We start from the raw sequence: 26,122 nt of genomic DNA on the forward strand, positions 1-26,122 counted from the left end.
CCCCCGCACCCCCACCGGCAAGGTCCGCAAACCCGACCTGCGGTGAGTCGGCCGCGCAGGCGCACCGCGCTCGCGTAGCCGTGGGGTTCGCCGGGTGCGCGCCGGGTTCCCACGTCCCCAGCGCTGGGCGCGTTCGGCGTGCGGGTGGGATTCGACGCGGCCGTGCTCGCCCACCCGGCGGGAACCGGCCCGGCCTCCCCAGGACGGCCCCGGCGACCCGCCCCTCGACCGGCACCGGGCGGGACGCCGCGTCAGAGCCAGTCGTCCTCGCGGGGCCAGATCAGGGGCGGCGGCGGTTCCTCCACGTTCGCGTAGCCGCCGCGGTAGAACAGCAGCGGGCGGCGCGGGTCTCCCTCGCCGAGGGCGTGCACCCGGCCGACGACGACGTAGTGGTCGCCCGCCTCGTGGACCGCGTCGACGGCGCAGTCCGCCCACGCCAGCACGTCGTCGAGCACCGGGGATCCCGAGGGCGCCGGGTGCCAGCCGACCTCGGCGAACTTGTCCGCACCACCGCGGCCGAACGCGGTGCTCACCGCTTCCTGCCGGTCGGCGAGCACGTTCACGCAGAACCGCCCGGACGCCGCCAGCAGCGGCCAGGTCCGGGAGCCGCGCCCGGGGCAGAACAGCACCAGCGGCGGGTCCAGCGACAGCGCCGCGAACGACTGGCAGGTGAAGCCGACCGGGCGGTCGCCGTCCATCCCGGCGACCACGGTGACCCCGGTGCAGAACCGGCCGAGCACGCGCCGGAAACTCGCCTGGTCCGGTTCGACCCGCCCGGTGGCCGAGGTCATCCGCGGGCCCCGATGCTGAAGTCGTGGCCCCACAGGCTCACCGCGGTGCTCTCCCGGGCGATCCAGTCCTCGTCGGCGACCTGCCTGCCCTCGCAGCCGAACTCGACGTCGAAGCCGCCCGGCGAGCGCAGGTAGAACGACAGCATCAGATCGTTGACGTGCCTGCCCAGCGTCGCCGACAGCGGCACCTTCCGCCGCTGCGCGCGGTCCAGCGCCAGGCCCACGTCGTCCACGTCGGCGACCTCCACCATGAGGTGGACGATGCCGCTGGGCGTCGGCATCGGCAGGAACGCCAGGCTGTGGTGGCGCGGGTTGCAGCCGAAGAACCGCAGCCACGCCGGTTCCCCGTCGGCGGGCCTGCCGACGAGTTCGGGGGCGAGCCGCATCGAGTCGCGCAGCCGGAAACCCAGCACGTCGCGGTAGAAGTGCAGCGCCGCCGCGTCGTCGTGGGTGGACAGCACCACGTGCCCGAGACCCTGCTCCTCGGTGACGAACCGGTGCCCGTAGGGGCTGACCACGCGGCGGTGCCGCAGTTCGGCGCCGTGGAAGACCTCCTGGGTGTTGCCGGAGGGGTCCTCGAAGCGGATCAGCCCGCACACCCGCCGGTCGGCGAGGTCGGCGGCGTCCCCGGCCTTCCAGGACACCCCGGCGGCGTCCAGGTTCCGCGCCACCTCGGCGACTTCCGCTTCGTTCGCGGCCTCCCAGCCGGTCTGGGCGAGCCGGTCGGCCTCCCCGGGGACGATCACCAGCCGGGCCGGGAAGTCGTCCATCCGGAAGTACACCGCGTCCGGGTCGGGCCCGTCGCCCTCGATCATGCCGAGGACCTTGGTGCCGAACACCCGCCACGCCTCGACGTCGGTGGCCTCGATCCGCAGGTATCCCAGCGAGCGGATGCCCATCGCGCACTCCCTCGTTCGTCAGTCCAACAAGAAGTCCTGGACGAGCCGGTTGAACTCGGCGAACTTCTCCAGCTGCGCCCAGTGCCCGCAGCCGCCGAAGACGTGCAGCTGCGCGCGCGGGATCAGCTTCAGCGCCAGCAGCGCCCCGTCCAGCGGGTTCACCCGGTCCTCGCGTCCCCACACCAGCAGCACCCGCTGCCGCAGCCGGTGGGCCTCCCGCCACAGCAGGCCCTGCTCGACGGTCTCGGCGCGGCGGAACGACTCGCCCATCGCGCGCATCGCGGCCAGCGACTCCGGGTCGGCGGCGGCCGCGTAGCGCTGCTCCAGCAGCTCGTCGGTGATCAGCGACTGGTCGTGCACCATGGTGCGCAGGAACGCTTCGAGCTTCTGCTTGCTCGGCCCCGGCGGGGCGGCGAACTCGGCGAGCCGCCGCACGCCTTCGGTGGGGTCGGGGGCGAACAGGTTCAGGCTCAGCCCGCCCGGGCCCATCAGCACCAGCCGCCCGGCCCGGTCCGGGTGCTCCAGCGCGAAGCGGACGGCGGTCCCGCCGCCGAGCGAGTTGCCCAGCAGGTGCGCGCGTCCCAGCCCGAGCACGTCGAACAGCTCGTGCAGGGCGGTGGCGCTGTGGGTGAAGTACTGGCCGTGCTCGGTGGGCTTGCCGGAACGGCCGAAACCGGGCTGGTCCACGGCGATGGTGCGGAAGTGCCGGGCGAGCACGGGGACGTTGCGGCTGAAGTTGCTCCACGCGGAGGCGCCGGGGCCGCCGCCGTGCAGCAGCACCACCGCGTCGGCGTGCTCGGCGCCCGCCTCGTGGTAGTGCAGCCGCAGCCCGGACGGGAGTTCGGCGGTGCGGCCGGTGGAGTGCTCGTCGAGCTCGGTTTCCGCTGCGGTGCCCACGGTTTCTCCCCTCACACCATCGAATCCTTGATCGGCAGGCCGAATTCGCCGGTGCCGAACATCGTGTAGGCGCGTTCCGGGTCGTTGGCGGCGTGCACCCGCCCGGCGTGCGCGTCCCGCCAGAACCGCTGGATGGGGGTGCCGGTGGCCAGCGCCCGCCCGCCCGAGTTCTCGAAGAGCCGGTCGATCGCCTCGATGCAGCGGGTGGTGGCGCGGACCTGGTCGCGGCGGGCGCGCAGCCGCAGCGCCATCGGCACCTGCTCGCCGGCGGCGACGAGCTCGTACTCCTCGGCGATGTTGCCGCTGAGCTGCAGCCAGGCGGCGTCGATCTCGCTGGCGGCCTCGGCGATGCGCACCTTCGCGAACGGGTCCTCCTTGGACTTTTCGCCGGCGTAGGCGGCGCGGACCCGTGCCCCCTGGTGCTCGACGTGCGCGTCGTAGGCGCCCTGGGCCATGCCGATGATGGGCGCGGTGATGGTGGTGGGGTGCACGGTGCCCCACGGCAGCCGGTACAGCGGGCCGGTGTTGATCTCGTGGCCGGGGCAGCGGACCTCGGACATGGCCAGGAAGCTCAGCGCGCGGTGCGCGGGCACGAACACGTCGTCCACGACGACGTCGTTGCTGCCGCTGCCGCGCAGGCCCACGGTGTCCCACACGTCGTCGACGCGGTAGTCGCCCAGCGGCACCAGGTAGGTGCAGAAGTCCACCACCTCGCCCGCCGCGTCGTGGGCGGGCCCGCCGCCGAACGCCCAGCGGGCGTGGTCGCAGCCGGAGGAGAAGCTCCAGCGCCCGGACAGCCGGTAGCCGCCGTCGACGACGGTCGCCCGGCCCATCGGCGCGTAGGAGGAGGACACCAGCGTGCTCGGGTCCTCGGCCCACACCTCGTCCTGCGCCTGCTGCGGGAACAGCGCGAGGTGCCAGGGGTGCACGCCGAGGATGGAGGCGACCCAGCCGGTGGAGCCGCAGGCGCTGCCGAGCAACCGGACGGCGCGGTAGAAGTCGACGGGGTGGGCTTCGACGCCGTCGTAGCGGGCGGGTTGCAGCATCCGGAAGAACCCGGTGCGCTGGAGCTCCTCGATGGTCTCCTCGGGGAGGCGGCGGGCGTCCTCGGCCTTCTGCGCGCGTTCCCGCAGCCCCGGCAGCAGCCCGCGCACCTCGTCGACGATCCGCCGCCCGTCCTGCTCGCTCATCACGCGCTCCCGTTCCCGCGCCCGCGGGCACGTCGTGGAACTTGTTCCGCCGGTGGCTCGACTCGTGGCGCTGAACCCGCTTCCAGCACGGCTCGCGCACCACTCGCCGATACTAGAACACGTTCTCATTCATGTCGAGGATCGGGCACCATCCACATCGGACTCAGTCGCCGCCCGCAGCTCCAGCGCGAGCGCGATCAGCTGGTCCTCCTGCCCGCCGACGAGCTTCCGCTCCCCCGCCCGCACCAGCAGCGCCGCCGCGTCCACCCCGTAGCGCTCGGCCTGCACCTCCGCGTGCCGCAGGAAGCTCGAATACACCCCGGCGTAGCCCATCATCAGCGCGGCGCAGTCCAGCAGGCATTCCTGCGGCATCGCCGGGCGCACCACGTCCTCGGCGGCGTCGGCGATCGCGAAGAAGTCCACGCCGGTGCGGATGCCCAGCTTGTCGCACACCCCGACGAACGCCTCCACCGGCGTGTTGCCCGCCCCGGCGCCGAACCGGCGGGCGCTGCCGTCGATCTGCACCGCGCCCGCCCGCGCCGCGGCCACCGAGTTCGCCACCGCCACGCCCAGGTTCTCGTGCCCGTGGAACCCGACCTGCGCCTCCGCGCCGATCTCGGCGGCGATCGCCGCGACCCGGTCGGCGACCTGCTCCAGCACCAGCGCCCCGGCCGAATCCACCACGTGCACGCACTGGCAGCCCGCGTCCACCATGATCCGGGCCTGCGCGGCCAGCTCCTCCGGCGGGCGGGAGTGCGCCATCATCAGGAATCCGACGGTCTCCAGGCCGCGCTCCCGGGCCAGCCGGAAGTGCTGCACCGACACGTCGGCCTCGGTGCAGTGCGTGGCGATCCGGCACACCTGCGCACCGCCGTCCTGGGCGGCGGCGATGTCGTCGAGCACGCCGACGCCGGGCAGCACCAGGAACGCGATCTTCGCGCGGCGGGCGGTGCGGGCGGCGAGCGCGATCAGCTCCTGCTCGGGCGTGGCGGAGAAGCCGTAGGTGAACGAGGAACCGCCGAGCCCGTCGCCGTGGCTCACCTCGATCACCGGCACCCCGGCGCCGTCGAGCGCGGTCACGATCGCGCGCACCTCCTCGGCGGTGAACCGGTGCCGCTTGTGGTGCGAACCGTCGCGCAGCGAGGTGTCGGTGATGCGCACGTCCAGCTCGTCGGAGAACGTCCTGGGCAGCTCGGTCACGAGATCCGCTCCTCCGCGTCGGCCGGGCGGCCCGCGCGGACGAGCTGCTCGCCCACCCGCACCGCCGCGGCGGTCATGATGTCCAGGTTCCCCGCGTACGGCGGGAGGAAGTCACCGGCGCCTTCGACCTCGACGAATACCCCGACCCGCAGGTCGTCGCCGAGCAGGTCGAACTGCGGTTCGCCCAGCAGCCGGTAGCCGGGCACGTAGCCGGCGATCTCGGCGACCATCCGGTGCAGCGAGCCGCTGATCGCCTCCCGGTCGGAATCCGGTGGCACCGCGCAGAACACGGTGTCCCGCATGATCATCGGCGGGTCGGCCGGGTTGAGCACGATGATCGCCTTGCCGCGCGCGGCGCCGCCGATGCGCTCGATCCCGCGGGCGGTGGTGCGGGTGAACTCGTCGATGTTTGCCCGCGTGCCCGGACCCGCCGACACCGACGCGACCGAGGCCACGATCTCGGCGTAGCGCACCGGGGCGGCACGGGCGACGGCGTGCACCAGCGGGATGGTGGCCTGCCCGCCGCAGGTGATCAGGTTCAGGTCGGGTGCCGCCAGGTGCTCGCCGAGGTTCACCGCCCCCCCCACCGCCGGGCCCACCGCCGCCGGGGTGAGGTCCACGGCCCGGATCCCGGCTTCGGCGTAGCGGGGCGCGTTCGCGCGGTGCACGGCCGCGGAGGTCGCCTCGAACACCACGTCGGGGCGCTCGTCCTGGGCCAGCAGCCAGTCCACCCCGCCCGCGTCGGCGGCCACCCCGAGCTCGCGGGCCCGCCGCAGCCCCGCGCTGCCCGGGTCGATGCCCGCCATCCAGCGGGGCGCCAGCAGCGGGGACCGGTGCAGCTTGTGCAGCAGGTCGGTGCCGATGTTGCCGGACCCCACGATCGCCGCGGTCGCCTTGCCCGTACTCATCATCGAGCTCCTCGAAGCGTCATCGGAACGTCACCGACGCGGCGCCGAGCCGCCGCCCGCCGGTGCTGAACTCGGCCGTGAAGGCCGCCCCCGCCCCCACGTCCACCGCACGGGTGCAGGAACCGGGCAGCACCACGTGCCCGGCGCGCAGCCGCACCCCGAACCCGGCGACCTTGCGCGCCAGCCACGCCACCGCCCGCACCGGATCGCCGAGCACCGCGTCCGACCGGCCCTCCGCGATGCGTTCCCCGTCCCGGTGCAGCACCGCGTCGATGGCCCGCGGATCGACCGAATCCGGCGGAATCCGCTGCTCCCCCAGCACGAATCCGGCGGAGGAGGCGTTGTCGGCGATGGTGTCGGCCAGCCGGATGCGCCAGTCCGCGATGCGGCTGTCGATGAGCTCGATCGCGGGCACCAGCGCCGCGGTCCCGGCCAGCACGTCGCGTTCGGTGCAGCCGTGGCCGGGCAGGTCGGCGCCGAGCAGGAACCCGACCTCCACCTCCACCCGCGGGAAGCAGTAGCGCCGCACCGCCACCGGCACGTCCGGGTCGAGGCGCATGTCGGCGAGCAGGTGGCCGTAGTCGGGTTCGTCGACGCCCATCATCGCCTGCATCACCGGGGAGGACAGGCCCACCTTGTGCCCCACGACCTCGGTGCCGGGCAGTCGCCGCCGGATGTTGCCGAGCTGGATCTCGTAGGCGTCCTCCGCGGTCAGCAGTGGCTGCGAGTCGGTCAGCGGCGGGATCGGGGCCCGCTCCCGCTCGGCCCGCCGCAGTCGCGCCGCCAGGTCCTCGCGCTGGTCATCCGTGAGCACGTTCCCCTCCTCCACCGGGCGCCAGCCAGTGCCCCGCGCGCCGCCCGGAGAACACGCAGTCGGCCAGCGAGAGCCCGCTGACGTAGGAGTTCGAGCACAGCCCCACCGCGGTGCGCCCCGCGGCGTGCAGCCCGGGCACCGGCCGGTCCCGCTCGTCGAGCACCGCACCGGTGTCCTCGTCGACGCGCAGCCCGCCGAGGGTGAGCATCGGGCACGGGTAGGCGGCGCTGGGCCGGATCGACAGGTCCAGCAGCGTGTACGGCGGGGTGCGCAGCGGCCGCACGAACTCGGCGGGTTTGCCCACCGGGTCCGCGCCGGGCGCGGCGGTGTCGTGGGCGTGGGCGGTGGCGGCGAGCCCGGCCGGGTCGATGCCGGCGAGCTCGGCGACCTCGGTGATCGTCGGGGCGGTCACCGCTCGGCGGTGCAGCAGGTGCAGCGCCTGCAGCAGCTGGAACCACACGGTCTGCCGGGGCAGCGAGCGGAGCGCGCGGCGCCGGGTCTCGGCGTCGATGAGCAGCCAGCCGCGCCCGCCGTGGTGGTGGACCAGCGCATCGCCCAGCGCGGCGCCGTAGCGGGATTCGTCGCAGACCCGCTTCCCGTGCTCGTCGACGAGCACGCCGTGCAGGAACTCGCTGGGCGGGGTGATGAACCGCCACACCGAGACGTTGCCGAGCTTGTCGGTGGTGCCGCCCGCGGACCGGCCGAGCCGGATGCCGCTGCCGTCGTCGGCGCGGGTGCCCAGCGGCAGCCCGCCGCGGTGGCGCGGCGCGTGGTGGCGCAGCAGCTCCCGGTCGGCGATGAACCCGCCCGCGGCGAGCACCACCCCGCGGCGGGCGCGGATCCGCAGCGGCACGGCGCGGCGGCGTTCGACCCGTTCGGCGACCGCGTGCAACCGCCGGGCCAGGACGGGCAGGTAGATGCCGGGTTTCGCGGCCAGCCGCGCAGCGGTCCGGTGCAGCGCCCGCGCGGGCCGGGCCGCGGTGCGCAGGGTGGCGCACTCGACGCCGTGCACCTCGCCGCCGTCGCGGATCAGCCCGGTGACGCGGGTCTGGTCGAGGACCCGCACCCCGGCGGCGCGCACCGCTCGGGCCAGCGCGGTGTGCAGCACCTTCCCGGAGGTGCCGCGCCCCACCGGCCGGTGCCCGCGCGGCGCGGGCCGGGCGAGGTCGCGGAAGCCGCCCGCGGCCTCGCTGCCGGAGTAGTACAGGTGGTGGCGGCGACTCGGGTAGGAGGTCTTGTACGGCGCGAGGGCGTCGCCGAAGCGCACTCCCCTGGCTTCCAGCCAGTCGATCATCTCGGGGCCACCCGCGCAGAAGCGGCGCAGCGTCGCCGGGGACACCGCGTCGCCGACCTCGGCGCGCAGGTAGGCGTACACGTCCTCGACCGAGTCGGTGACGCCCGCGGCGCGCTGCGGGCGGGTGCCGCCCCCGGCGTAGACGATGCCGCCGGAGAGCCTGCTGGTGCCGCCCCCGCCGAACCGGTCGAGCACGACGACCTCGGCACCGGCCTCGGCGGCTTCGAGCGCGGCGCAGGCGCCCGCGACGCCGAACCCCACGACGACCACGTCCGCCTCGATCTCCTCGCCCACGGCACCCTCCGAGTGAAACAGGTTCTGCATCGGCCACTCGACTGCACGTTCATGTTCCAGGTCGTCACCGTAGCGCCACGTCGACTAAAACTATAACCTGTTTCAGTATTGCGAGCGATGGAGGTGGCATGAGCGCACCCGTCCCGACACCCGACGACCGGTTCGACGTCGTGGTCGTAGGCAGCGGCGCGGCCGGGATGACCGCGGCGATCACCGCCGCGCGGGCCGGCCTGCGCGCGGTGCTGGTGGAGAAGGCCGCCCGCTACGGCGGATCCACCGCGCGCTCCGGCGGCGGCCTGTGGCTGCCGGGCAACGCGGTGCTCGCCCGCCACGACGACACCCCCGAGCGGGCCGCGGCCTACCTGGACCACATCGTCGGCGACACCGCCCCCGCCGAACTGCGCCGCGCGTTCCTCGACCACGGGCCCGCGATGCTCGACGAGGTCCTCGCCGCCACCCCGCTGCGGCTGCGCTGGGTCCCCGGCTACTCCGACTACTACCCCGAAGCCCCCGGCGGACGGGCCGAAGGCAGATCCGTCGAACCGAAACCCCTCGACGGCCGCCTCCTCGGCGACGAGCTCGACCGGCTGGAACCGGACTTCACCAAGGCACCGCCGAACTTCGCCGTCACCCAAGCCGACTTCCGCCGGCTCAACCTCGTCGCCCGGCACCCCCGCGGCGTGTTGCGCGCGCTGCGCGTCGGCACCCGCTACCTGCTCGCCACCCTGCTGCGCAAACGGCTGCTGGTGCGCGGGCAAGCGCTCGCCGCCGCCCTGCGCGCCGGACTCCGCGACCAGGGCGTGCCGCTGTGGCTGGACACCCCGCTGCTCGACCTGCTGCACGAGGACGGCCGCGTCACCGGCGTGCTGGTGCGCCGCGACGGCGCGGAGGTCGCGCTGCGCGCGCGCCGCGGCGTGCTGCTGGCCGCGGGCGGCTTCGAACGCGACGCCGAGATGCGCCGACGCCACCAGCGCGCCCCCATCGGCACCGACTGGACCGTCGGCGCCGCCGCCAACACCGGCGACGCGATCCGCGCCGCCCAGCGCGTCGGCGCCGACGTCGACCTGATGGACGACGCCTGGTGGGGACCGTCGATCCCGCTCACCGGCGGCCCCTGGTTCTGCCTCGCCGAACGCACCCTGCCCGGCTGCCTCCTGGTCAACGGCGACGGCGAGCGGTTCGTCAACGAGGCCGCGCCCTACGTCGACGCCGTGCACGCCATGTACGGGCCCGGCGACGGACCCGCCCGCAACATCCCGACCTGGCTGATCGCCGACCAGCGCTACCGGAACCGCTACCCGTTCGCCGGGCTCGGCCCACGCCGCCCGTTCCCCCGCCGCTGGTACGACGCCGGAGCCGTCCACCGCGCCGACACCCTCGCCGAACTCGCCGCCGCCATCGACGTCCCCGCCGAACCGCTGCGCCGCACCGTCGAACGGTTCAACGCGCACGCCCGCACCGGCGAGGACACCGACTTCGGCCGCGGCCGCAGCGCCTACGACCGCTACTACGGCGACCCCACCAACCGGCCCAACCCCTGCCTGGCGGAGCTGACCACCGCCCCGTACTACGCGGTGCGCATCGTGCCCGGCGACCTCGGCACCAAGGGCGGGCTGCGCACCGACGCGCACGCCCGCGTGCTGCGCACCGACGACGCACCGATCCCCGGCCTCTACGCGGCGGGCAACACCAGCGCCGCCGCGATGGGCCGCACCTACGCCGGACCGGGCGCCACCCTCGGCCCGGCCATGACCTTCGGCCACCTCGCCGCGCTGCACATGGCAGGCGCGGCACCCGAACCCGCTGCGAACCCCGACCGGGGTGAACGGAGGAGCCAGCGATGACGCCGAACGACGACGTGCGCACCATCGACGTCGGAACCCCGCCCACCAGGTTCGCCCGCGGCTGGCACTGCCTCGGCCTCGCCGAGACCTTCAAGGACGGCAGACCGCACCCCGTCGAAGCCTTCGGCGGCAAGCTCGTCGTCTTCCAAGCCGGCGACGGCGCGCTGCACGTCCTCGACGCCTACTGCAGGCACATGGGCGGCGACCTCAGCCAGGGCAGCATCAAGGGCGACGCCGTCGCCTGCCCGTTCCACGACTGGCGCTGGTCCGGCGCAGGCCGCTGCGTCGGCATCCCCTACGCCAAGCGCATCCCGCTGCGCGCCCGCACCCAGGCCTGGACCTGCCTGGAACGCAACGGGCAGCTGTTCGTCTGGCACGACCCCGAGGGCTCCGCACCCACCGACGAGGTCGCCATCCCCGAACTCCCCGAGGTCGGCGACCCGGAGTGGAGCAGCTGGACCTGGGACTCGGTGTTCATCGAAGGCTCGCACTGCCGCGAGATCGTGGACAACGTGGTGGACATGGCGCACTTCTTCTACGTGCACTTCGCCTTCCCCACCTACTTCAAGAACGTCTTCGACGGGCACGTCGCCACCCAGTACCTCAACACCAAGGGCCGGCCCGACGTCGGCTCCCGCTCCAACTACTCCGGCGAGGACAACCTCGGCGTCTCCGAAGCCTCCTACTACGGGCCCTCCTACATGATCGACCGGCTGTGGAATCAGCACCGCGGCACCACCGTCGAGACCATCCTGATCAACTGCCACTACCCGGTGACCGCGAACTCCTTCGTGCTGCAGTGGGGCGTGCTGGCCAAGAAGCTGCCCGGCCTCGACGACGAGCAGGCCGACGCGATGGCCGCCAAGATCGCCAAGGGCACCAGCGTCGGATTCCTGCAGGACGTGGAGATCTGGCGCAACAAGACCCGCATCGACAACCCGCTGCTGTGCGAGGAGGACGGCCCCGTCTACCAGCTGCGCCGCTGGTACGAGCAGTTCTACACCGACGTCGCCGACCTCACCGAGGACATGACCGGCCGCTTCGAGTTCGAAGTGGACACCACCCGCGCGAACATCGCCTGGGAGCAGGAGGTCGCCGACAACCTGGCCCGCCGGGCGGACTCCCCGTGAACCCGCCGGACTGGGCCAAAGCACCCGCGGGCGACGCCGCGCTGCACGAACGCACCGCCGCCGACCGCCGCGAACAGCTCGAAGGCGGCCTGCGACCGGTGCGCTGCGACCGGTGCGGAACCTGCGTGCTGGCCAAGAAGAACAGCCCCGCCCACACCAGCGTGCAGTGGACCCGCCGCGCCGCCCAGGACTGCCCCGCGCTCGCCGACGCCGCCCGCGGCGGCAGCACCGCGCACGTCCCCGGCTGCCCCGACCTGGAGGACAGCATCGGTGCGCGGCTGCGCCACGATCGGGAGGCGCCATGATCCACCGGCTCAAGGTCGACGAGGTCGTCGAGGAATCCCCGGACGCCCGCTCCCTCGTGTTCGCCGACCCCGGGGACGACTTCTCCTACCGCCCCGGGCAATTCCTCACCCTGCGGGTTCCGGGCGAGCGCGGCGGCTCCCTCGCCCGCTGCTACTCGCTGTCCAGTTCCCCGCACACCGGCACCGCCCTGCGGGTCACCGTCAAACGCGTGCCCGACGGCCGCGGCTCCAACTGGCTGTGCGACCACGTCACCGCCGGAACGGTGCTGGACGTGCTGCCCCCCGACGGCGGCTTCAGCCCGAAGTCGCTGGACGCCGACTTCCTGCTGCTGGCCGGCGGCAGCGGCATCACCCCGATCATGTCCATCACGCGCTCCGCGCTCGCCGCCGGGACCGGCCGGATCGCCCTGCTCTACGCCAACCGGGACGAACGCTCGGTCATCTTCGCCGAAGCGCTGCGGCACCTCGCCGCCGAACACCCGGAACGGCTCGTGGTGCTGCACTGGCTGGAGACCGTGCAGGGCCTGCCCGACGCCGCGGCGCTGCGCGCGCTCACCGCACCGTTCGCCGACCGCGAGGTCTTCGTCTGCGGCCCGAACGCGTTCATGGACGTCGCCACCGAAGCCCTCGCCACCGCCCCCGGGCGGCTGCACGTGGAGCGCTTCCACTCGCTGACCGCCAACCCCTTCGAGCAGGACCCGCCGAGCGCGGCGGAGGACGCCGCGGGAGGATGGGCCACCGCGCACGTGGAGATCGACGGCGACCGGCACCGGCTGGACTGGCCCCGGCGGCAGCGACTGCTGGACCTGCTGCTGGACCGCGGCATCGACGCCCCGTTCTCCTGCAGGCAGGGCGCGTGCAGCGCCTGCGCCTGCCGCATCACCGCCGGGGAGGTCAGCATGGAGCGCAACGACATCCTGGAGCAGCAGGACCTCGACGACGGGATCGTGCTGGCCTGCCAGTCGTTCCCGGTCACCGACGAGGTCCACGTCAGCTACGAGTGAAGGAGCCGCATGCCCATCGACCCGGACCTGGCCATCGGAGCCACCGTCGCCGACCAGGACGTCACCTGGACCGAATCCGACGTGCTGCTCTACCACCTCGCGCTCGGCGCCGGAGACCCGCCGACCGATCCGGGCGAACTGCGCTACGCCTACGAGCAGGACCTGCACGTGCTGCCCACCTTCGCGGTGGTGGCGCCGAACCTGCGCCAGTTCGAACCTCCGGCGCTGTCCTTCCCCGGCGTCGAAGTGGACCTGGCGAAGGTGCTGCACGGCTCGCAGGAGATCACCCCGCACCGCCCGCTGCCGGTCTCCGGCGGCGCCCGCGCCACCACCCGCATCGTCGACGTGCTGGACAAGGGCAAGGCCGCGGTGATCGTGCAGGAGACCGTGCTCACCGACGCCGCCGGGCCGCTGTGCTCCGCCCGCTCGATGATCTTCGCCCGCGGCGAGGGCGGCTTCGGCGGGCACCGCGGTGCCACCCCGCGCGTCGAACTCCCGCGGCGGGAACCGGACCTGGTGGTCGACTCCCGCACCGAACCGCGGCAGGCGCTGCTGTACCGGCTCTGCGGCGACCGCAACCCGCTGCACGCCGATCCCGCGTTCGTCGCGGCCGCCGGGTTCGAGCGACCGATCCTGCACGGGCTGTGCACCTACGGCGTGGTGTGCAAGTCCATCGTGGACACCGTGCTCGACGGCGAGGTCGCCCGCGTCGCCTCCTTCGGCGCCCGCTTCGCCGGCGTCGTGCACCCCGGCGAGACCCTCCGCACCCGCGTCTGGACCGAACCCGGTGGCGAACTGCTCGCCACCACCACCGTCCCGGAACGGGACGACACCGTCGTCCTCGACGGCATCACCCTCACCACCAGGTGAGCTCGGCTCAGGTGCGCCCCGCGGCGTTGAGCAGGTCCAGCGCGCTGTGCTGGCAACCGTGCCCGACACCCGGCTCCACCCACGGCCCGTTCCAGTGCGGACCGTACGAGTCCTGCTCGTCGCGGTCGCGGGCGTGGGCCGCATCCGCCTGCCGCGCCAGGTAACCGGTGTACGGGTGGTCGGCCAACTCCGCGTTCAGCACACCCAGCCCGCGCACGTACGGCCCCTTGAACGAAGCCCCGTCACCATCGCAGTCGTCACCCTCGACCGGCTCGCGCAGGACCCCGTCCGGGTTCAGGTAGGCCGAGCCGGTCGAGGCGTCGGCGAGCGCCCGCGCCCGCTCCAGCAGCGCCGCGTCCCCGGTGGCGCGGTGCAGCTCCACCAACCCGCCCAGCAGCACGCCCTGGTTGTACGTCCACGCCGTGTCGCCGTTGTTCGCGCACTCCCCGGTGAGCCCGTCGTTGACCAGCCCGCCCTCCCCGATCATGCCGCTGCCCTCGAACCACGACCACCCCTCGCGAGCCCGCTGCAAGTAGGTCGTGTCCCCGGGAATCCTGTTGTGCAGCGCCGCGTTCAGCTCGACGTAGAGCTCGTTGGTGATCGCGTTCTTGTAAGCCTTCTCCCGGTGCCACAGCACCCCGCCACCGCACTCCGGCGTCCAGTGCGCCGCCATGTGGTCGGCGTCGGCGCGCGCCGTCGCCAGGTACCGCTCGTCCCCGGTGAGGTCGTGCGCGGCCACCCATGCCAGCCCCCACCACCCGGTGTCGTCGAGGTAGTCGTTGCGGAAGTCCCCGCCCTGGGCGTTCAGGTTCAGCTCGTAGGTGCGGGCGATGGCGTGCTCGTGCTCGCGATCCCCGCTGATCCGGATGCTCTCGATCAGCGCCGTCAGCGCGTTCGCCGAGGTCCACCAGTTCCCGGTGTCGAACAGCCCGATGTCCTCGCGGTAGCGCCCCATCAACGCCGTCGCGGCCGCACCGCCGGGGCTGTCCGCGACGGCCGCCGCGGGCGCGGCCGGGGCGCACAGCAGCAGGCAGCACAGCAGACCGAGCACTCGGAATCCGGTCATGGCAGCCCCCTCCGCCCCGCCCGGTGCCGCGCGGGAGCGCTTCCACGATCACCGGGCCCGCGCGGCGCTGTCAACGCGGCTCACCCCGGCGGCGGCAGGCCGCTGCCGGTCCACTCCGGAACGTGGAGGAAGCTGGACGCGAAAAAGGGGAGCCACCGCTCCCCTTCCCCGTCCAACTTATAACGCACCGGGGTCCTTGCGGCAAGACCCCCGACATGGCGCACAATCAGCCGCCGAAGCCGAGACCTGCGAAAACGAGATGTGTCCTCGTCCACATCCGCGGTCGGCACGGGCGCGGCCGGGAAGGGGAGCGCGCCCGGCAGCGGTTTCGAACGAGGGGACGAGCACCGGCAGCGGCATCGCCGGCGCTCGAAGCAGTGCGAGGAAGACGGTTCAGCGACTGTGAGGGGCCCGTGTCAGCACAGGGGTACGAAGAGGAATTGCGGTCCGAGCGCGACCACGTCGCCGGTCTCTACGCGAGGCTCGACGCGGAGCGCGCCCGGGTGCGCGGCGAGTACAAGGCATCGCTGCGCGGTGACGGCGAGTCGCTGGTCGAGCGGGACGTGCAGGTGCGCGCGCTGGCGCGCGAGGTGCGGCGGCTGGACGTGGTGGACAACGGGCTGTGCTTCGGCAGGCTCGAAGCGGAGTCCGGGCAGCGCTCCTACATCGGCCGGATCGGGCTGTTCGACGCCGACGACGACTACGAGCCGCTGCTGCTGGACTGGCGCGCCCCGGCGGCCCGCCCGTTCTACGTGGCGACCGGCGCGCACCCGGAGGGCGTGCGCACCCGCCGCCAGTTCCGCACGAACAACCGCGAGGTCCTCGGCTTCACCGACGAGCACCTCGGCGGCCCCGACGGCGCCGAGGAGGGGGACGCCGCGCTGCTGGCGGCGGTGAACGCGCCCCGCGGCGGCGAGATGCGCGACATCGTCGCGACCATCCAGGCCGAGCAGGACGAGATCATCCGGCTGGAGCACCAGGGCGTGCTGGTGATCGAGGGCGGGCCGGGCACCGGCAAGACGGTGGTGGCGCTGCACCGCGTCGCCTACCTGCTGTACACGAAGCGGGAGCGGATGGAGCGCCACGGCGTGCTGGTGGTGGGCCCGAACCCGGCGTTCCTGCACCACATCGGCCGGGTGCTGCCCTCGCTGGGCGAGACCGACGTGGTGTTCATGACGCCCGGCGACCTGGTGCCGGGCCTCCAGGTCAGCGCCGAGGACGCCCCGGAGGTCGCCCGGACCAAGGGTTCGCTGCGGATGCTCGACGTGCTGGCCGCCGCCGTCGCCGACCGCCAGCGGCTGCCCGCGGAACCGCTGCCGATCGAGCTGTCCGACGCCGCGGTGCGCATCGACGCCGACACCGCCGAGTGGGCGCGGCAGGAGGCGCGGGACACCGGGCTGCCGCACAACGAGGCCCGGGCCACCTTCATCGAGATCGTCACCTACGTGCTCACCGAACGGGCGATCACCCGCATCGGCCGGGGCTGGCTGGACAAGCAGGACGTGGCGGCCCGCGAGCAGCTGCGCCGCGACCTGCGTGCGGAACTGGCCGAGAAGCCGGAGTTAGCCGCCGCGCTCGACGAGCTGTGGCCGGTGCTCACCCCCCAGGAACTGCTGGCCGACCTGTACACCTCCCCGGAGCGGCTGCGCGCGGCGGGAGCCGACGCGGCGCTGCTGCGCACCGACGGCGTGGCGTGGACGGTGTCGGACGTGCCGCTGCTCGACGAGCTGGTGGACCTGCTGGGGCGGGACAAGCCGGCCGAGCAGGCCGCGAAGCAGGCCGCCGAGCGGGAGCGCAAGGCCGAGCAGGAGTACGCGGCGGGCGTCCTGGAGATCATGGAGGTCGAGCGGCACGACATGATGGACGACGAGGACCACCTGCTCGCCCAGGACTTGGTGTACGCCGAGGACCTCGCCGACCGGTTCGTGCAGCACGACACCCGCAGCCTCGCCGAGCGCGCCGCCGCCGATCGGGATTGGACCTACCGGCACGTCGTCGTCGACGAAGCGCAAGAACTGTCCGAAATGGACTGGCGGGTGCTGATGCGGCGCTGCCCGGCGCGGTCGTTCACCGTGGTCGGCGACCTCGCGCAGCGCCGCTCGGCGGCCGGGGCGACTTCCTGGGGTTCGATGCTGGACCGCTACGTGCCGGGCCGCTGGCAGTACCGGCCGCTGTCGGTGAACTACCGCACCCCGGCGGAGATCATGGCGATCGCGGGTTCGCTGCTCGCCGAGTTCGCCCCGGAGGTGACGGCACCGGAGTCGGTCCGCTCCTGCGGTGTTCCCCCGTGGTCGCGGCGGGTCACCGACGAGGAGCTGCCCGCCGCCGTCGCGGAGTTCACCCGGGCCGAGGCCGACCGGGAGGGCACCTGCGTGGTGATCGGGCCGCCGGACGTGCCGGGCGCGGTGCCCGCTTCGGAGACGAAGGGCCTGGAGTACGACGCGGTCCTGGTCGTCGATCCGGACCGGATCCTCGCCGACGGCCCGCGCGGCGCGGCGGAGCTGTACGTGGCGCTCACCCGCGCCACCCAGCGGCTCGGCGTGCTGCACCGCGAACCGCTGCTCCGGGCGCTGTCCGGGCTGGTGGAGCTCGACGGCCCGGTGCCGGCGGGTTCGACGCAGTAGTCACCGGACGGCCGCGGCCGGGGCCCTGCTCCTCCGCGGCCATCTTCGGTCGGTTCGCCTTCGAGCATTGATTTCACTCGACACTGAACTGATCGCACCACTTAATGGGTCCGATGCCGCGGCCCCGAGCGTCGATCGAGGACTCGGACCAACGGCGAGGCCTGCGGCTGCACCGGCAGGGCGCGCCCGCGGACCTCGCTCGCGATGCCCGATCCCACCTCCGGCGGTCTACGACCCGCGCCAGCTGCGCCGCAGCGAAGCCGATCCGGCGAAGCCCCGGCGCCGCCGCAGGCACCCCGGCACCTCCAGCACCCGACGGACCGCGATCCCCGCACCCATCCACGCCCGAGCTCGCCGCGCTCCGGCAACCACTCCCCACTCCCCAGCCGCACAGGTGCCCCACACTCCGGCCGCGCGCAGCCAGGTGCGGCTCGACGGCCTGGCCGGAGCCGCGTGGTCGGCGAGCCCTCACAGTTCGCGCAGGCGATCCGCCTCCGACACCGCACTGGGCCGACGGCCACGTCGACGCCGAAGCCGGACCGCCCGCCACCTGCGCCGCACCCCTGGGCCGGCTCTACCCACGCCCACTCCGCACAAGCGGCCGCCCCTCACCGCCCTCCTCAGCTTCGCCGCTTTTCTCCTCACCCTCATTGATTTCACTCGACACTGAACTGATCGCACCCTTTGACACACGGCGAGTCGGGCGTCCCACGAGACCCGGCCTCGGCCGAAGGGGCCCCGCTGAGGTTCCGCCACCCACCCCCTCGCGGGAGGCGCGGTCACCCCCGCCGAAGACCGCGGAAGGTTCGGCGGAGGTCTGCTACCCAGCCCTCGGGGTTCTCCCACGGGATGAAGTGCCCGCCGCGGTCGTGCGCGTTGACGTTGACGTGGTTGAACCAGGCGGCCTGCGGGCCGTCCTCGAACGCCCGGATGCGCTCGGCGGCGGTGCGGATGCCGGGCGGGTTCTCGTAGGTGACGAAGGTGAGGCCGACCGGTACCTGCACGACGGGCTTCCGGTCGTGGGCGGGGGCCCACGGGTACCGGTTGGCGTTGGCGTTGGCGTAGTAGCGCAGCGAGGTGCCGATCGAGTTCGTCGCCCAGTAGATCGTGGCGTGCGTCAGCAGCTCGTCCGCGGTGAACACCGATCCGAGGTCGCCGCCGTTGTCGCTCCACGAGTTCCACCGCTCCAGCAGCCAGGCGAGCAACCCGGCGGGCGAGTCGCTCAGCCCGTGCGCCAAGGTCGCCCCGTCGAGCACGTGCACGGCGAGGTGCGAGGCCGAGCGGCGGTCCAGCTCGACGATCCGGTCCCGCACCTCGGCGGGCTGGTCGTCGGTGAGCGGCCGGTTCCGGGCGAAATCCCAGGCGCGCGGACCGGTGAAGAAGTCCAGCGGCAGCCCGGAACCGATGTGGATGCCGTGCAGCTCGTCGGCGTACTTGTGCCCGAGCTGGCTGGAGACGAGGCCGCCGATGTCGCAGCCCCCGGCGGCGTACTTCTCGTGGCCCAGCACCTCGGTCATCAGGACGTGCCAGAGGTCGGCGACCTTCCAGAAGTTCACGTCGGGGAAACCGGTGAGCGGCCCGGGGAACCCGAATCCGGGCAGCGACGGCACGATCACCTCGAACGCGTCCGCCGGGTCGCCGCCGGACGCGGCCGGGTCGGCGAGCGGGTCGATCACCTTCGACCAGTGCCAGAACGTCCACGGCCAGCCGTGGGTGAGGATCAGCGGGATCGGGCGGGGTCCGCGGCCCGGCTTGCGCATGAAGTGCACCGGCACCCCGGCGACGGTCACCTGGTAGTGCTCGTAGGCGTTGATCGCGGCCTCCGCCGCGCGCCAGTCGTAGCCGTCCCGCCAGTGCTCGACCAGCTCGCGCAGGTAGCCGGTGGGGACGCCGTAGGACCAGTCGTCGTTCCCCTCGTCCAGCGGCGACCTGGTCGCGGCGAGGCGGGCGCGCAGGTCGGCCAGCACCTCGTCGGAGACGTGGATCGGAACGGGGTCCAGGGGTAACCGGGTGGTCATGGTGCGGTCCTCGCTCGGTCGGGTGGCGGGTTGCGGAGCCGAGCCGCCGTCCGGAGCGCCCGGGCGCGGACCTCCGGCGCCGCAACGATTCCACGATCACGTCGCGCGGTACAGCGGTCCGAGTCTGCGGCGGAGCGGTGCCGGGTGCTGTTCCAATGGGGCCATGACAGAGCTGCGCACCCTGGGTTCGTCCGACCTCGCCGTCTCCCGCCTCTGCTTGGGCGGCAACGTGTTCGGGTGGACCGCCGACCGGAACGACTCGTTCGCCGTCCTCGACGCCTACACCGCGGCGGGCGGCAACTTCATCGACACCGCCGACTCGTACATGAACCGGCCGGGCAACGAGCCCGGGCAGTCCGAGCGGATCATCGGCGAGTGGCTCGCCGCCCGCGGCGGCCGGGACGACGTGGTCATCGCGACGAAGGTGGCCCACCACCCGGACTTCAGGGGGCTCGCGCCCGCCAACGTCAAGGCGGCCGCGGAGGCCTCGCTGCGCCGGTTGGGCACCGACCGGATCGACCTGTACTACACGCACTTCGACGACGAATCCGTGCCGGTGGCCGACATCATCACCGCGCTCGACGAGCTGGTTCGGGAGGGCAAGGTCCGCGCGATCGCCGCCTCCAACATCAGCCCGCAGCGGCTCGCGGACTCGCTGGCGTTCTCCGAGCGGGAGGGCCTGGCCCGCTACGTCGCGCTGCAACCGCACTACAACCTGGTCTCCCGCGACACCTACGAGGGCGAGCTGCGGGACGTCGTCGAACGGGCCGGGCTGGGGTGCGTGCCGTACTTCGCACTCGCTTCCGGTTTCCTCACCGGCAAGTACCGGCCGGGCAGCACCGTGGACAGCGAGCGCAGCGAACCGCGGCTGGCCGGGCGGTACGCGGGCAGCGAGCGCTCCGCGCGGGTGCTCGCCGCGCTGGACGAGGTCGCCGCCGAGCGGGGCGCGGCGCACGCGACGGTGGCGCTGGCGTGGCTCGCGCGGCAGCCGACGGTGGTCGCGCCGATCGCCTCCGCCCGCAACACCGAGCAGCTGCCCGCGCTGCTCGCGATGCACGACCTGGAACTGACCGCCGACGACCTCCGGAAGCTGGACGCGGCCTCCGCCTGACTCCGACCAGACCGTCCCGTTCGCCCCGACGACGCCGGGCGAACGGGACGGTCACCTGCCGTCGGCGTGCGGCCGATCACCGCCACCCGAGCCCCCGAACGGCCCATCGGCGCATACGATCACCCGCGGCCCGACGCGAACGACCCGGACGGGAAGCCGAACATGAGCGAGCACGACCACCCCGGTGGCCTGGCGCATCCGCGACAGCCGATGACCGGTCGCGGCCCCGCCGCACCGGGCCGGGTCGCCACTCCCCTGGAGCTGCTGTTCGACCTGACCTTCGTGGTCGCGGTCGGCACCGCCGCCTCCTTCCTCGCCGAGACGCTGGCCGGGGGGCACGTCGTGCCCGGGATCACCGCGTTCGTGCTCGCGATGTTCGCGATCAGCGTGGCGTGGATCAGCTTCAGCTGGTTCGCCTCCGCCTTCGACACCGACGACTGGCTGTACCGGGCGTTGACGATGCTGCAGATGATCGGCGTGGTCATCTTCGCCCTGGGCCTGCCCGCGCTGTTCACCGGCCTGGCCGAGGAGTCGCGCCTCGAAGTGCGGGTGATCGTGCTCGGCTACGTCGTGATGCGGGTCGCGATGGTGCTGCAGTGGTGGCGAGCGGCGCGGGAATCGCCCGAGTTCAGCGCGGTCGGCTTCGCGAACATCCGGTGGACGGTGCTCGCGCAGGTCGGCTGGGTCGTGCTCGCCTTCGCGAACCTGCCGCTCGGCGTCGCGTTGGCGGCGTTCGTGCTGCTCGGGCTGCTGGAGCTGGCGCTGCCGGTCTTCGCGCAGGGGCGCGCGCACGGCACGCCCTGGCACCCGCACCACGTGGCGGAGCGCTACAGCGCCTTCGCGATCATCACCCTCGGCGAAGGCGTCGTCGGCACCATCGCCTCCTCCGGCGAGCTGCTCGGCGGCGGCAGCGGCGTGAACTGGAGCGGGGACGCGGTCGCGGTGGTCGTCGCGGGCGTCGGCCTGACCTTCGGCATGTGGTGGGTGTACTTCGCGACCCCGTTCGGCGAGGTGCTGGAGCAGCGCCGCGCCCGCGGCTACCTGTTCGGCTACGGGCACATCCTGGTGTTCGGGGGAATCGCCGGGACCGGTGCCGGGCTGCACCTGGCGGGGTTGCAGCTGGAGCACCACTCGACGATCGGCAACGCCACGGTGGTGCTGGCGCTGGCCGTGCCGCTCGGGCTGTACCTGCTGGTCGTGTACCTGCTGCACGCGCTGCTGCTGTCGGAGGCCGACGGGTTCCACGTGCTGCTGCTGGTGATCACGCTCGGGGTGCTCGGGGCCGCGGTGGCGCTCGCCGCGGCGGGCGTGGGGATCGCGGCGTGCCTGCTGGTGGTGATGCTGGCGCCGTACGTGACGGTGCTCGGCCACGAGACGATCGGGCACCGGCACCAGCGGCGCGCGCTGGACGGGCTGCGGCGGCGCTGACGATCATCCGGCGGCGCCGCCGCAGGCGATCACCCGGCGCGGTCGGCGCCGTCGAACGGCAGGCCGCGGGCGAGGAACGCGGTGCCCGCGAGCCCGATCGCGGTGGCGAGCAGCACCCCGGCCGCGCCGACCCCGCTGGCGACCAGCCCCACCCCGGCCGGGGGGCCCCCCCCGCCCGGGGGGGGGGCCCGGGGGGGGCCCCCCCCCGGGGCCCCCCCCCCGGCGGGGGGGGCCCGCCCCCCCCCGCCGCCGCCCCCCCCCCCCGCCCCCCCCCCCCCCCCCCGCCGCGGCCGCCCCCCCCCCCCCCCCCCCCCGGTTCCCGGTGAGGCGCAACGACATCGCGCGCCCGCGCAGGCCGGGCGGTGTCGATTCGGCCAGCCACGACATGGTCAGCGGCTGACCGACGCCGAGCCCGAGCCCGGCGATCAGCACCGCGACGGCCAGCGCCCACACCGGCACCGGTGCCGCGGTCACCGCGAGCCCGACCGCGGCGGCGGTGATGCTCAGCACCAGCAGCTTCCGACGGCCCAGCAGCCGGGTGGTGCTGCCGAGGAAGAACCGGGACACCATCGAGGCCACCGCCCGCAGTCCCAGCAGCCCACCGACCACGCCGGAGGCGATGTGCCGTTCGGCGCCGAGCGCGGGCAGGTACACCACCGACAGGTCCACGGCCGCGAGCACCACGCAGCTCGTGCACAGCGCGGGCACCAGTCCCGGCAGCCGCAGCAGCCCGCGCACTCCCGGCGAGCCGTCCGGTGCGGCGGCCGAGGACGGGGTTCCGCTGGTGATGCCGAAGGAGCACACCAGCAGCGCAGCGGCCAGCGCCGTCGCTCCCCAGAAGATCGGCGTGGTGTCCGGGATCGCCGCCGCACCGCCGAACACGACGATCAGCAGCGGCCCGGCGGCCTGCCCGAGCGAGGCGGCGAACGTGTAGTAGCCGAACGCCGCGTCCAGCCGCGCCGAGGACGTCATGTTCGCCACCAGCGCTTGCTGCCCGATCACCGAACACAGGTGTGCGGTGCCTAGCAGCACGTTGCCCACGACGAGCCCCAGCACCGAGCCGCCGAGGGCCAGGAACGCCGCGCCCGCCGCGCACATCAGCACGCCGCCGGCGACCATCACCCGCCGCTCCCCCAACCGGTCCACGATGTGCCCGGCGGGCAGCGCCAGCACCAGCGGCACCAGCGCGAAGCTGCCGGAGAGCACGCCCAGCCAGGACGCGGGCACGTCCAGCTCCAGCGCCCGGTAGGAGGTGGCGGGCCGCAGCACGAAGGTGACGACCTGGGTCAGGACCGCGTGCGCCAGCAGCACCCACACCCGCCGGTCGAGCCTCACGAGGCATCGCCGTGCAGCAGGCTGCGCGCGGACCGGGCGCTGAGGCTGGCGTCGATGTGCCTGCGCATCAGGTCGGCGGCGGTGTCGGCGTCCCCGGCGATGACGTGTTCGGCGAGCAGCCGGTGCTCGTCGTCGCGCTCGTTGCGCTCCGCGGAGCTGCGGCCTTCGGCGAGCGCGTGCATCCGGTACCGGTCGGCCTTGTCCCACAACCCGTCGAGCGCGTCGACGAGCAGGTCGTTGTGCGAGGCGCGGTAGATCGCGGCGTGGAACCGGCGCTGCTCGGCGAGCTGCTGCAAGGACGGGTCGTTCGGCAGGGCCCGCTGCTCGTCGACGGAGCGGCGGATCTCGGCGATGTCGTCCTTGGTGCGGCGTTCGGCGGCGAGGGCGGCGGCCATCGGGTCCAGCACCCGCCGTAGCTCCACGAGGTCCCGGACCTCTTCCCCGCTGAGCTGGGTGACACGGGCGTCGCGGTGCGCGTCGAGCTCCACGAACCGTTCCGTCATGAGCCTGCGCAGCGCCTCCCGCAGCGGGGTGGTGCTGATCCCGATGGTGCGGGCGAGGGTCGCCTGGTTCAGCACCGAGCCCGGCGGGAACTCGCCGGAGAGGATCTTCTCGCGCACGCTCGCGTAGGCGTACTCGCTCTTGGTCATGCGCGCTGCGACCGGTTCGTCCATGCACCCACCCTTCGATCGCTTATAGCCTCGCACATCGGCGGGACCGACCGCACCGGCGGTGACATCTGCACAGGTCGTGACGTCGGCGACAGCGCCGCCGGAGCCTGGCGGGCCGCAGGATCGGAGCCCGCCGAACCGGGAGGTTATAAGTTAGGCGGCGCTCATTTCGAGACGTCCTTGCCGCGCTGCCAGAACAGCACGCCGCCCTGCGCGACGGCGGCGAGCGCGACCAGCCCGACGGCCAGCCCCGTCATCCAGGACCAGCCGACGTAGAACGCCAACCCGACCACCAGGGCGAGGACGATGAGCGTCCTGATCAGGAACAACGTCATGCTCCGCGTGCTCATCAGGACACCCCTCCCCGTTCCGGAGCGGCGCCGCGCCGCCCCGCGGAACCCTACCGACCGGCCGATCAGCGGTCGTACCGACCGGACTTGACCGCGCCCAGGAACGCCGCGAAACCCGCGCCCGACGTCACCAGCACGGGGCTCGCCTCGCCGAGCTTGCTGTCCCGGACCCACGCCCGCCCGGGCACGTCCACCGCCACCTCGACGCAGTTGTTCCCCTGCCCGCTCCGGGATGCCTTGCGCCACTTCGCTGAAGAGATCGACATGTCCGCAGTATCCCTCAGAGATCCACAAGCTCCTTCCTCAGCCCGCGGATCAGCGCAGTGCTGCCGGCCACCGGCAATGCAGTCGACCGCACGTCATCGAAGAGCTTCGCCAACGTGGCCACTTCGTCCGGCTTGTCCACGAGCTGCCCGCCGATCGGGGTATCCATGTACCCGAGGCTTTCGTGGTCCGAGTCCGGAAAACCGAGCAACACGAAGGAACCGTGCGGACATGCGTGCGCTCCCGCTCCGTACGGAAGCACCTGAATGATCACGTTCGGCTGCGCGGACATCGAGATCAGATGATCGAGCTGCGGACCCATGAGATCCGGACCGCCAACACGGCGATGCAGTGCCTCCTCCGCGAGCACGACCCGCAGCTCCAGTCGGGGTTCTTCAAGCAGCCTCCGCTGACGCGCCAGCCTGGCCGAAACCCACGCGTCCAACGTGTCCCCGCTCAGCGATGCACGTCCGACTTGGTGCATCTCCCGCACGTAGTCCTCGGTTTGAAGCAGACCGGGGATGATGCCCAATTCGAACGTGCACACCTGCGAGGCGTCTGTCTCGTAGTCGACATAGGGCGCGAACCACGAAGGAAGCCGGTAAGCGGACCAACGCCCACGACTCGTTCCCGCTCGCCGGATCTCCTCCATCTCGTCCCGGACAGCTTGATCAGCGCCGTAGAGGTCGAGCAAGGCCGCAAGCTCCAGCTTCTTCGCACCCGACCTTCCGGCCTCCATGTGCCTGATCTTCGCTTCCGAGCAGCCGAGCCTCCGCGCCGCATCGGTCGTGCTCAGAGCCGCGCCAACGCGAAGTTTCCGAAGCCACTGGCCGAGATGCCGACGTTGCGCTGTTGCTGCCATCCACTGCCTCCGACATCCGGCGTCACCTGAAGAGGTTATCGACATTCTGACACGTCAATCTTATCTTTGACGAGTCAAGATCACACACGGTGATCGTACGGCAACAGATCCGGAGGGTTCGCATGGTCGGAAACCACCAGCGAAATCAACAACGCCACTTCTGGCGCCCGGCGGGAGACGGCCGCAGGCACGCGTTCCGGGGATCTCGGTGGGACGGGCGGACGACCGAGGCGGTCACGGTGTGCGGCGACGACGTGACGTTGTCCGCCGACACCGACGAGACCGCGTGGGTCGTCGCCCCCAGCTGTCTCGACTGCAACGGCCTGCTGCTGCGGGAGAAGCGCGGAGGAGGCGGGCATGGATGATCGAGGGTTTCGCGGTCGATACGACCGGGCTGACGCACGTGGCGGAGCTCCGCAGTGGCCGGACGCTCTGCGGTGCCGTTGTGGTGGCGGCGCGATCGGCGGTCCCGGCGAGCACCTGTGGTTCTTGTGTCGCGGAGACGCTGCTCGCCCGAGCGCGGCGAGCGCCCCGCGTTCGGAACGGACCGGGGCTTGGGCGCGGGGTTTTGGCGGACGCCGCTGGCATCGTGTCCTGCGGTGTGCTGGGGGGAGCCTTCCCCGAGCCTGCGGCGGACATGTGCGCGGACCGCTAGATCTGCGCCGGACCGAGCCCGCGGACCTGACCACCCGGTGCCCCCGCTGCCTGGTCGCGGCCGAGACCGGCCACGAGGAGCCGTGCGTGGCGTGACCTGACCTCGGGTCCGGTGCGCCGGATCCGCGCAAGCCTCCTGTGCGCCGCGGCCTCCCCCGATCCCGGTCGCGCGAGGGAGGACAGGACCCCGGCCCCCCCCCCCCGGGGGGGGGGGGGGTGGGGGGCGGGGGGGGGCCGCGGCCCCGCGGCGTGCCCGGGGGGCGGCCCCCCCCCCCCAACCCCGGGGACCCGGCCGCTAG

At 73.2% G+C, this 26,122-nt stretch carries 24 protein-coding genes; 9 read left to right on the forward strand and 15 right to left on the reverse strand.

Going from position 1 to position 26,122, the window contains the following annotated elements:
* Positions 1–251: 251 nt before the first annotated feature.
* The 8 genes from hsaB to LCD35_RS22660 all read right to left on the reverse strand — a co-directional run bounded on the left by hsaB (position 252) and on the right by LCD35_RS22660 (position 8,317).
* A complete protein-coding gene (gene hsaB / locus LCD35_RS22625) occupies positions 252–791 on the reverse strand; it encodes a 3-hydroxy-9,10-secoandrosta-1,3,5(10)-triene-9,17-dione monooxygenase reductase subunit (RefSeq protein ID WP_224959200.1) in 540 nt (179 codons plus the stop codon).
* Complete coding sequence (gene hsaC, locus LCD35_RS22630) at positions 788–1,690, reverse strand: iron-dependent extradiol dioxygenase HsaC (protein ID WP_224959199.1); 903 nt, start codon at positions 1,688–1,690, stop codon at positions 788–790. Before hsaC ends, hsaB begins: the two co-directional genes overlap by 4 nt.
* Before the next feature lie 18 nt (positions 1,691–1,708).
* The gene (gene hsaD, locus LCD35_RS22635) at positions 1,709–2,587 is read right to left on the reverse strand and encodes a 4,5:9,10-diseco-3-hydroxy-5,9,17-trioxoandrosta-1(10),2-diene-4-oate hydrolase (protein WP_344927824.1); all 879 of its coding nucleotides are present in this window, start codon (positions 2,585–2,587) and stop codon (positions 1,709–1,711) included.
* 11 nt (positions 2,588–2,598) lie between these two features.
* Positions 2,599–3,777 carry a 3-hydroxy-9,10-secoandrosta-1,3,5(10)-triene-9,17-dione monooxygenase oxygenase subunit gene (hsaA, locus tag LCD35_RS22640; protein ID WP_225044806.1) on the reverse strand — a complete coding sequence of 393 codons (1,179 nt, stop codon included), beginning with the start codon at positions 3,775–3,777 and terminating at the stop codon, positions 2,599–2,601.
* Positions 3,778–3,906: 129 nt separating this feature from the next.
* A complete protein-coding gene (dmpG, locus tag LCD35_RS22645; protein WP_225044807.1) occupies positions 3,907–4,977 on the reverse strand; it encodes a 4-hydroxy-2-oxovalerate aldolase in 1,071 nt (356 codons plus the stop codon).
* On the reverse strand, positions 4,974–5,885 hold the full coding sequence (locus LCD35_RS22650; protein ID WP_224978083.1) for an acetaldehyde dehydrogenase (acetylating): 912 nt from the start codon (positions 5,883–5,885) through the stop codon (positions 4,974–4,976). The genes dmpG and LCD35_RS22650 overlap by 4 nt, the downstream gene beginning before the upstream one ends.
* A 19-nt stretch (positions 5,886–5,904) precedes the next feature.
* The gene (locus LCD35_RS22655) at positions 5,905–6,699 is read right to left on the reverse strand and encodes a 2-keto-4-pentenoate hydratase (RefSeq protein ID WP_225044808.1); all 795 of its coding nucleotides are present in this window, start codon (positions 6,697–6,699) and stop codon (positions 5,905–5,907) included.
* Entirely contained in the window at positions 6,686–8,317 is a 1,632-nt protein-coding gene (locus tag LCD35_RS22660) for an FAD-binding protein (RefSeq protein ID WP_225044809.1), read from the reverse strand. Before LCD35_RS22660 ends, LCD35_RS22655 begins: the two co-directional genes overlap by 14 nt.
* Before the next feature lie 98 nt (positions 8,318–8,415).
* Here LCD35_RS22660 and kstD point away from each other — a divergent pair, with 98 nt between their 5' ends.
* From kstD to LCD35_RS22685, 5 genes are read left to right on the forward strand one after another with little or no spacing between them, the layout of a single operon-like run.
* Positions 8,416–10,131, forward strand: coding sequence for a 3-oxosteroid 1-dehydrogenase (gene kstD, locus LCD35_RS22665; RefSeq protein WP_225044810.1), 1,716 nt, complete (start codon positions 8,416–8,418; stop codon positions 10,129–10,131).
* A complete protein-coding gene (locus LCD35_RS22670) occupies positions 10,128–11,261 on the forward strand; it encodes a Rieske 2Fe-2S domain-containing protein (RefSeq protein WP_225044811.1) in 1,134 nt (377 codons plus the stop codon). The genes kstD and LCD35_RS22670 overlap by 4 nt, the downstream gene beginning before the upstream one ends.
* On the forward strand, positions 11,258–11,566 hold the full coding sequence (locus LCD35_RS22675; protein WP_373689954.1) for a hypothetical protein: 309 nt from the start codon (positions 11,258–11,260) through the stop codon (positions 11,564–11,566). The genes LCD35_RS22670 and LCD35_RS22675 overlap by 4 nt, the downstream gene beginning before the upstream one ends.
* Positions 11,563–12,570 carry a ferredoxin--NADP reductase gene (locus tag LCD35_RS22680; RefSeq protein ID WP_225044812.1) on the forward strand — a complete coding sequence of 336 codons (1,008 nt, stop codon included), beginning with the start codon at positions 11,563–11,565 and terminating at the stop codon, positions 12,568–12,570. Before LCD35_RS22675 ends, LCD35_RS22680 begins: the two co-directional genes overlap by 4 nt.
* 9 nt (positions 12,571–12,579) lie before the next feature.
* A complete protein-coding gene (locus LCD35_RS22685) occupies positions 12,580–13,440 on the forward strand; it encodes a MaoC/PaaZ C-terminal domain-containing protein (protein ID WP_225044813.1) in 861 nt (286 codons plus the stop codon).
* Positions 13,441–13,447: 7 nt separating this feature from the next.
* Here LCD35_RS22685 and LCD35_RS22690 read toward each other — a convergent pair whose 3' ends face one another.
* On the reverse strand, positions 13,448–14,506 hold the full coding sequence (locus LCD35_RS22690; protein WP_224959185.1) for a glycoside hydrolase family 76 protein: 1,059 nt from the start codon (positions 14,504–14,506) through the stop codon (positions 13,448–13,450).
* 413 nt (positions 14,507–14,919) lie between these two features.
* On the opposite strand from LCD35_RS22690, the gene helR reads away from it, so the two are divergent.
* Complete coding sequence (helR, locus tag LCD35_RS22695) at positions 14,920–17,130, forward strand: RNA polymerase recycling motor ATPase HelR (RefSeq protein ID WP_225044814.1); 2,211 nt, start codon at positions 14,920–14,922, stop codon at positions 17,128–17,130.
* A gap of 779 nt (positions 17,131–17,909) precedes the next feature.
* Here helR and LCD35_RS22700 read toward each other — a convergent pair.
* On the reverse strand, positions 17,910–19,148 hold the full coding sequence (locus LCD35_RS22700) for an epoxide hydrolase family protein (protein WP_225044815.1): 1,239 nt from the start codon (positions 19,146–19,148) through the stop codon (positions 17,910–17,912).
* A gap of 172 nt (positions 19,149–19,320) precedes the next feature.
* On the opposite strand from LCD35_RS22700, the gene LCD35_RS22705 reads away from it, so the two are divergent.
* Both LCD35_RS22705 and LCD35_RS22710 read left to right on the forward strand, forming a co-directional pair.
* Positions 19,321–20,259 carry an aldo/keto reductase gene (locus LCD35_RS22705; protein ID WP_224959201.1) on the forward strand — a complete coding sequence of 313 codons (939 nt, stop codon included), beginning with the start codon at positions 19,321–19,323 and terminating at the stop codon, positions 20,257–20,259.
* 162 nt (positions 20,260–20,421) lie between these two features.
* Entirely contained in the window at positions 20,422–21,687 is a 1,266-nt protein-coding gene (locus LCD35_RS22710) for a low temperature requirement protein A (RefSeq protein WP_225044816.1), read from the forward strand.
* A 3-nt stretch (positions 21,688–21,690) separates the two neighbouring features.
* Here the strand turns inward: LCD35_RS22710 and LCD35_RS22715 are convergent, their stop codons facing one another.
* The 5 genes from LCD35_RS22715 to LCD35_RS22735 form a co-directional block, all read right to left on the reverse strand.
* Positions 21,691–23,022 carry an MFS transporter gene (locus tag LCD35_RS22715; RefSeq protein ID WP_225044817.1) on the reverse strand — a complete coding sequence of 444 codons (1,332 nt, stop codon included), beginning with the start codon at positions 23,020–23,022 and terminating at the stop codon, positions 21,691–21,693.
* A complete protein-coding gene (locus LCD35_RS22720; protein WP_224959169.1) occupies positions 23,019–23,696 on the reverse strand; it encodes a GntR family transcriptional regulator in 678 nt (225 codons plus the stop codon). Before LCD35_RS22720 ends, LCD35_RS22715 begins: the two co-directional genes overlap by 4 nt.
* A 161-nt stretch (positions 23,697–23,857) precedes the next feature.
* A complete protein-coding gene (locus LCD35_RS22725; RefSeq protein ID WP_224959167.1) occupies positions 23,858–24,043 on the reverse strand; it encodes a hypothetical protein in 186 nt (61 codons plus the stop codon).
* A gap of 65 nt (positions 24,044–24,108) precedes the next feature.
* Positions 24,109–24,309, reverse strand: coding sequence for a DUF397 domain-containing protein (locus LCD35_RS22730; protein ID WP_224959165.1), 201 nt, complete (start codon positions 24,307–24,309; stop codon positions 24,109–24,111).
* Positions 24,310–24,323: 14 nt separating this feature from the next.
* A complete protein-coding gene (locus LCD35_RS22735) occupies positions 24,324–25,169 on the reverse strand; it encodes a helix-turn-helix transcriptional regulator (RefSeq protein ID WP_225044818.1) in 846 nt (281 codons plus the stop codon).
* 122 nt (positions 25,170–25,291) lie between these two features.
* On the opposite strand from LCD35_RS22735, the gene LCD35_RS22740 reads away from it, so the two are divergent.
* The gene (locus LCD35_RS22740) at positions 25,292–25,534 is read left to right on the forward strand and encodes a zinc finger protein (protein WP_225044819.1); all 243 of its coding nucleotides are present in this window, start codon (positions 25,292–25,294) and stop codon (positions 25,532–25,534) included.
* Positions 25,535–26,122 lie beyond the last annotated feature (588 nt).

Source organism: Saccharopolyspora sp. 6V, from assembly GCF_020176785.1.
In the GTDB taxonomy this organism is placed as follows: domain Bacteria; phylum Actinomycetota; class Actinomycetes; order Mycobacteriales; family Pseudonocardiaceae; genus Saccharopolyspora_C; species Saccharopolyspora_C gregorii.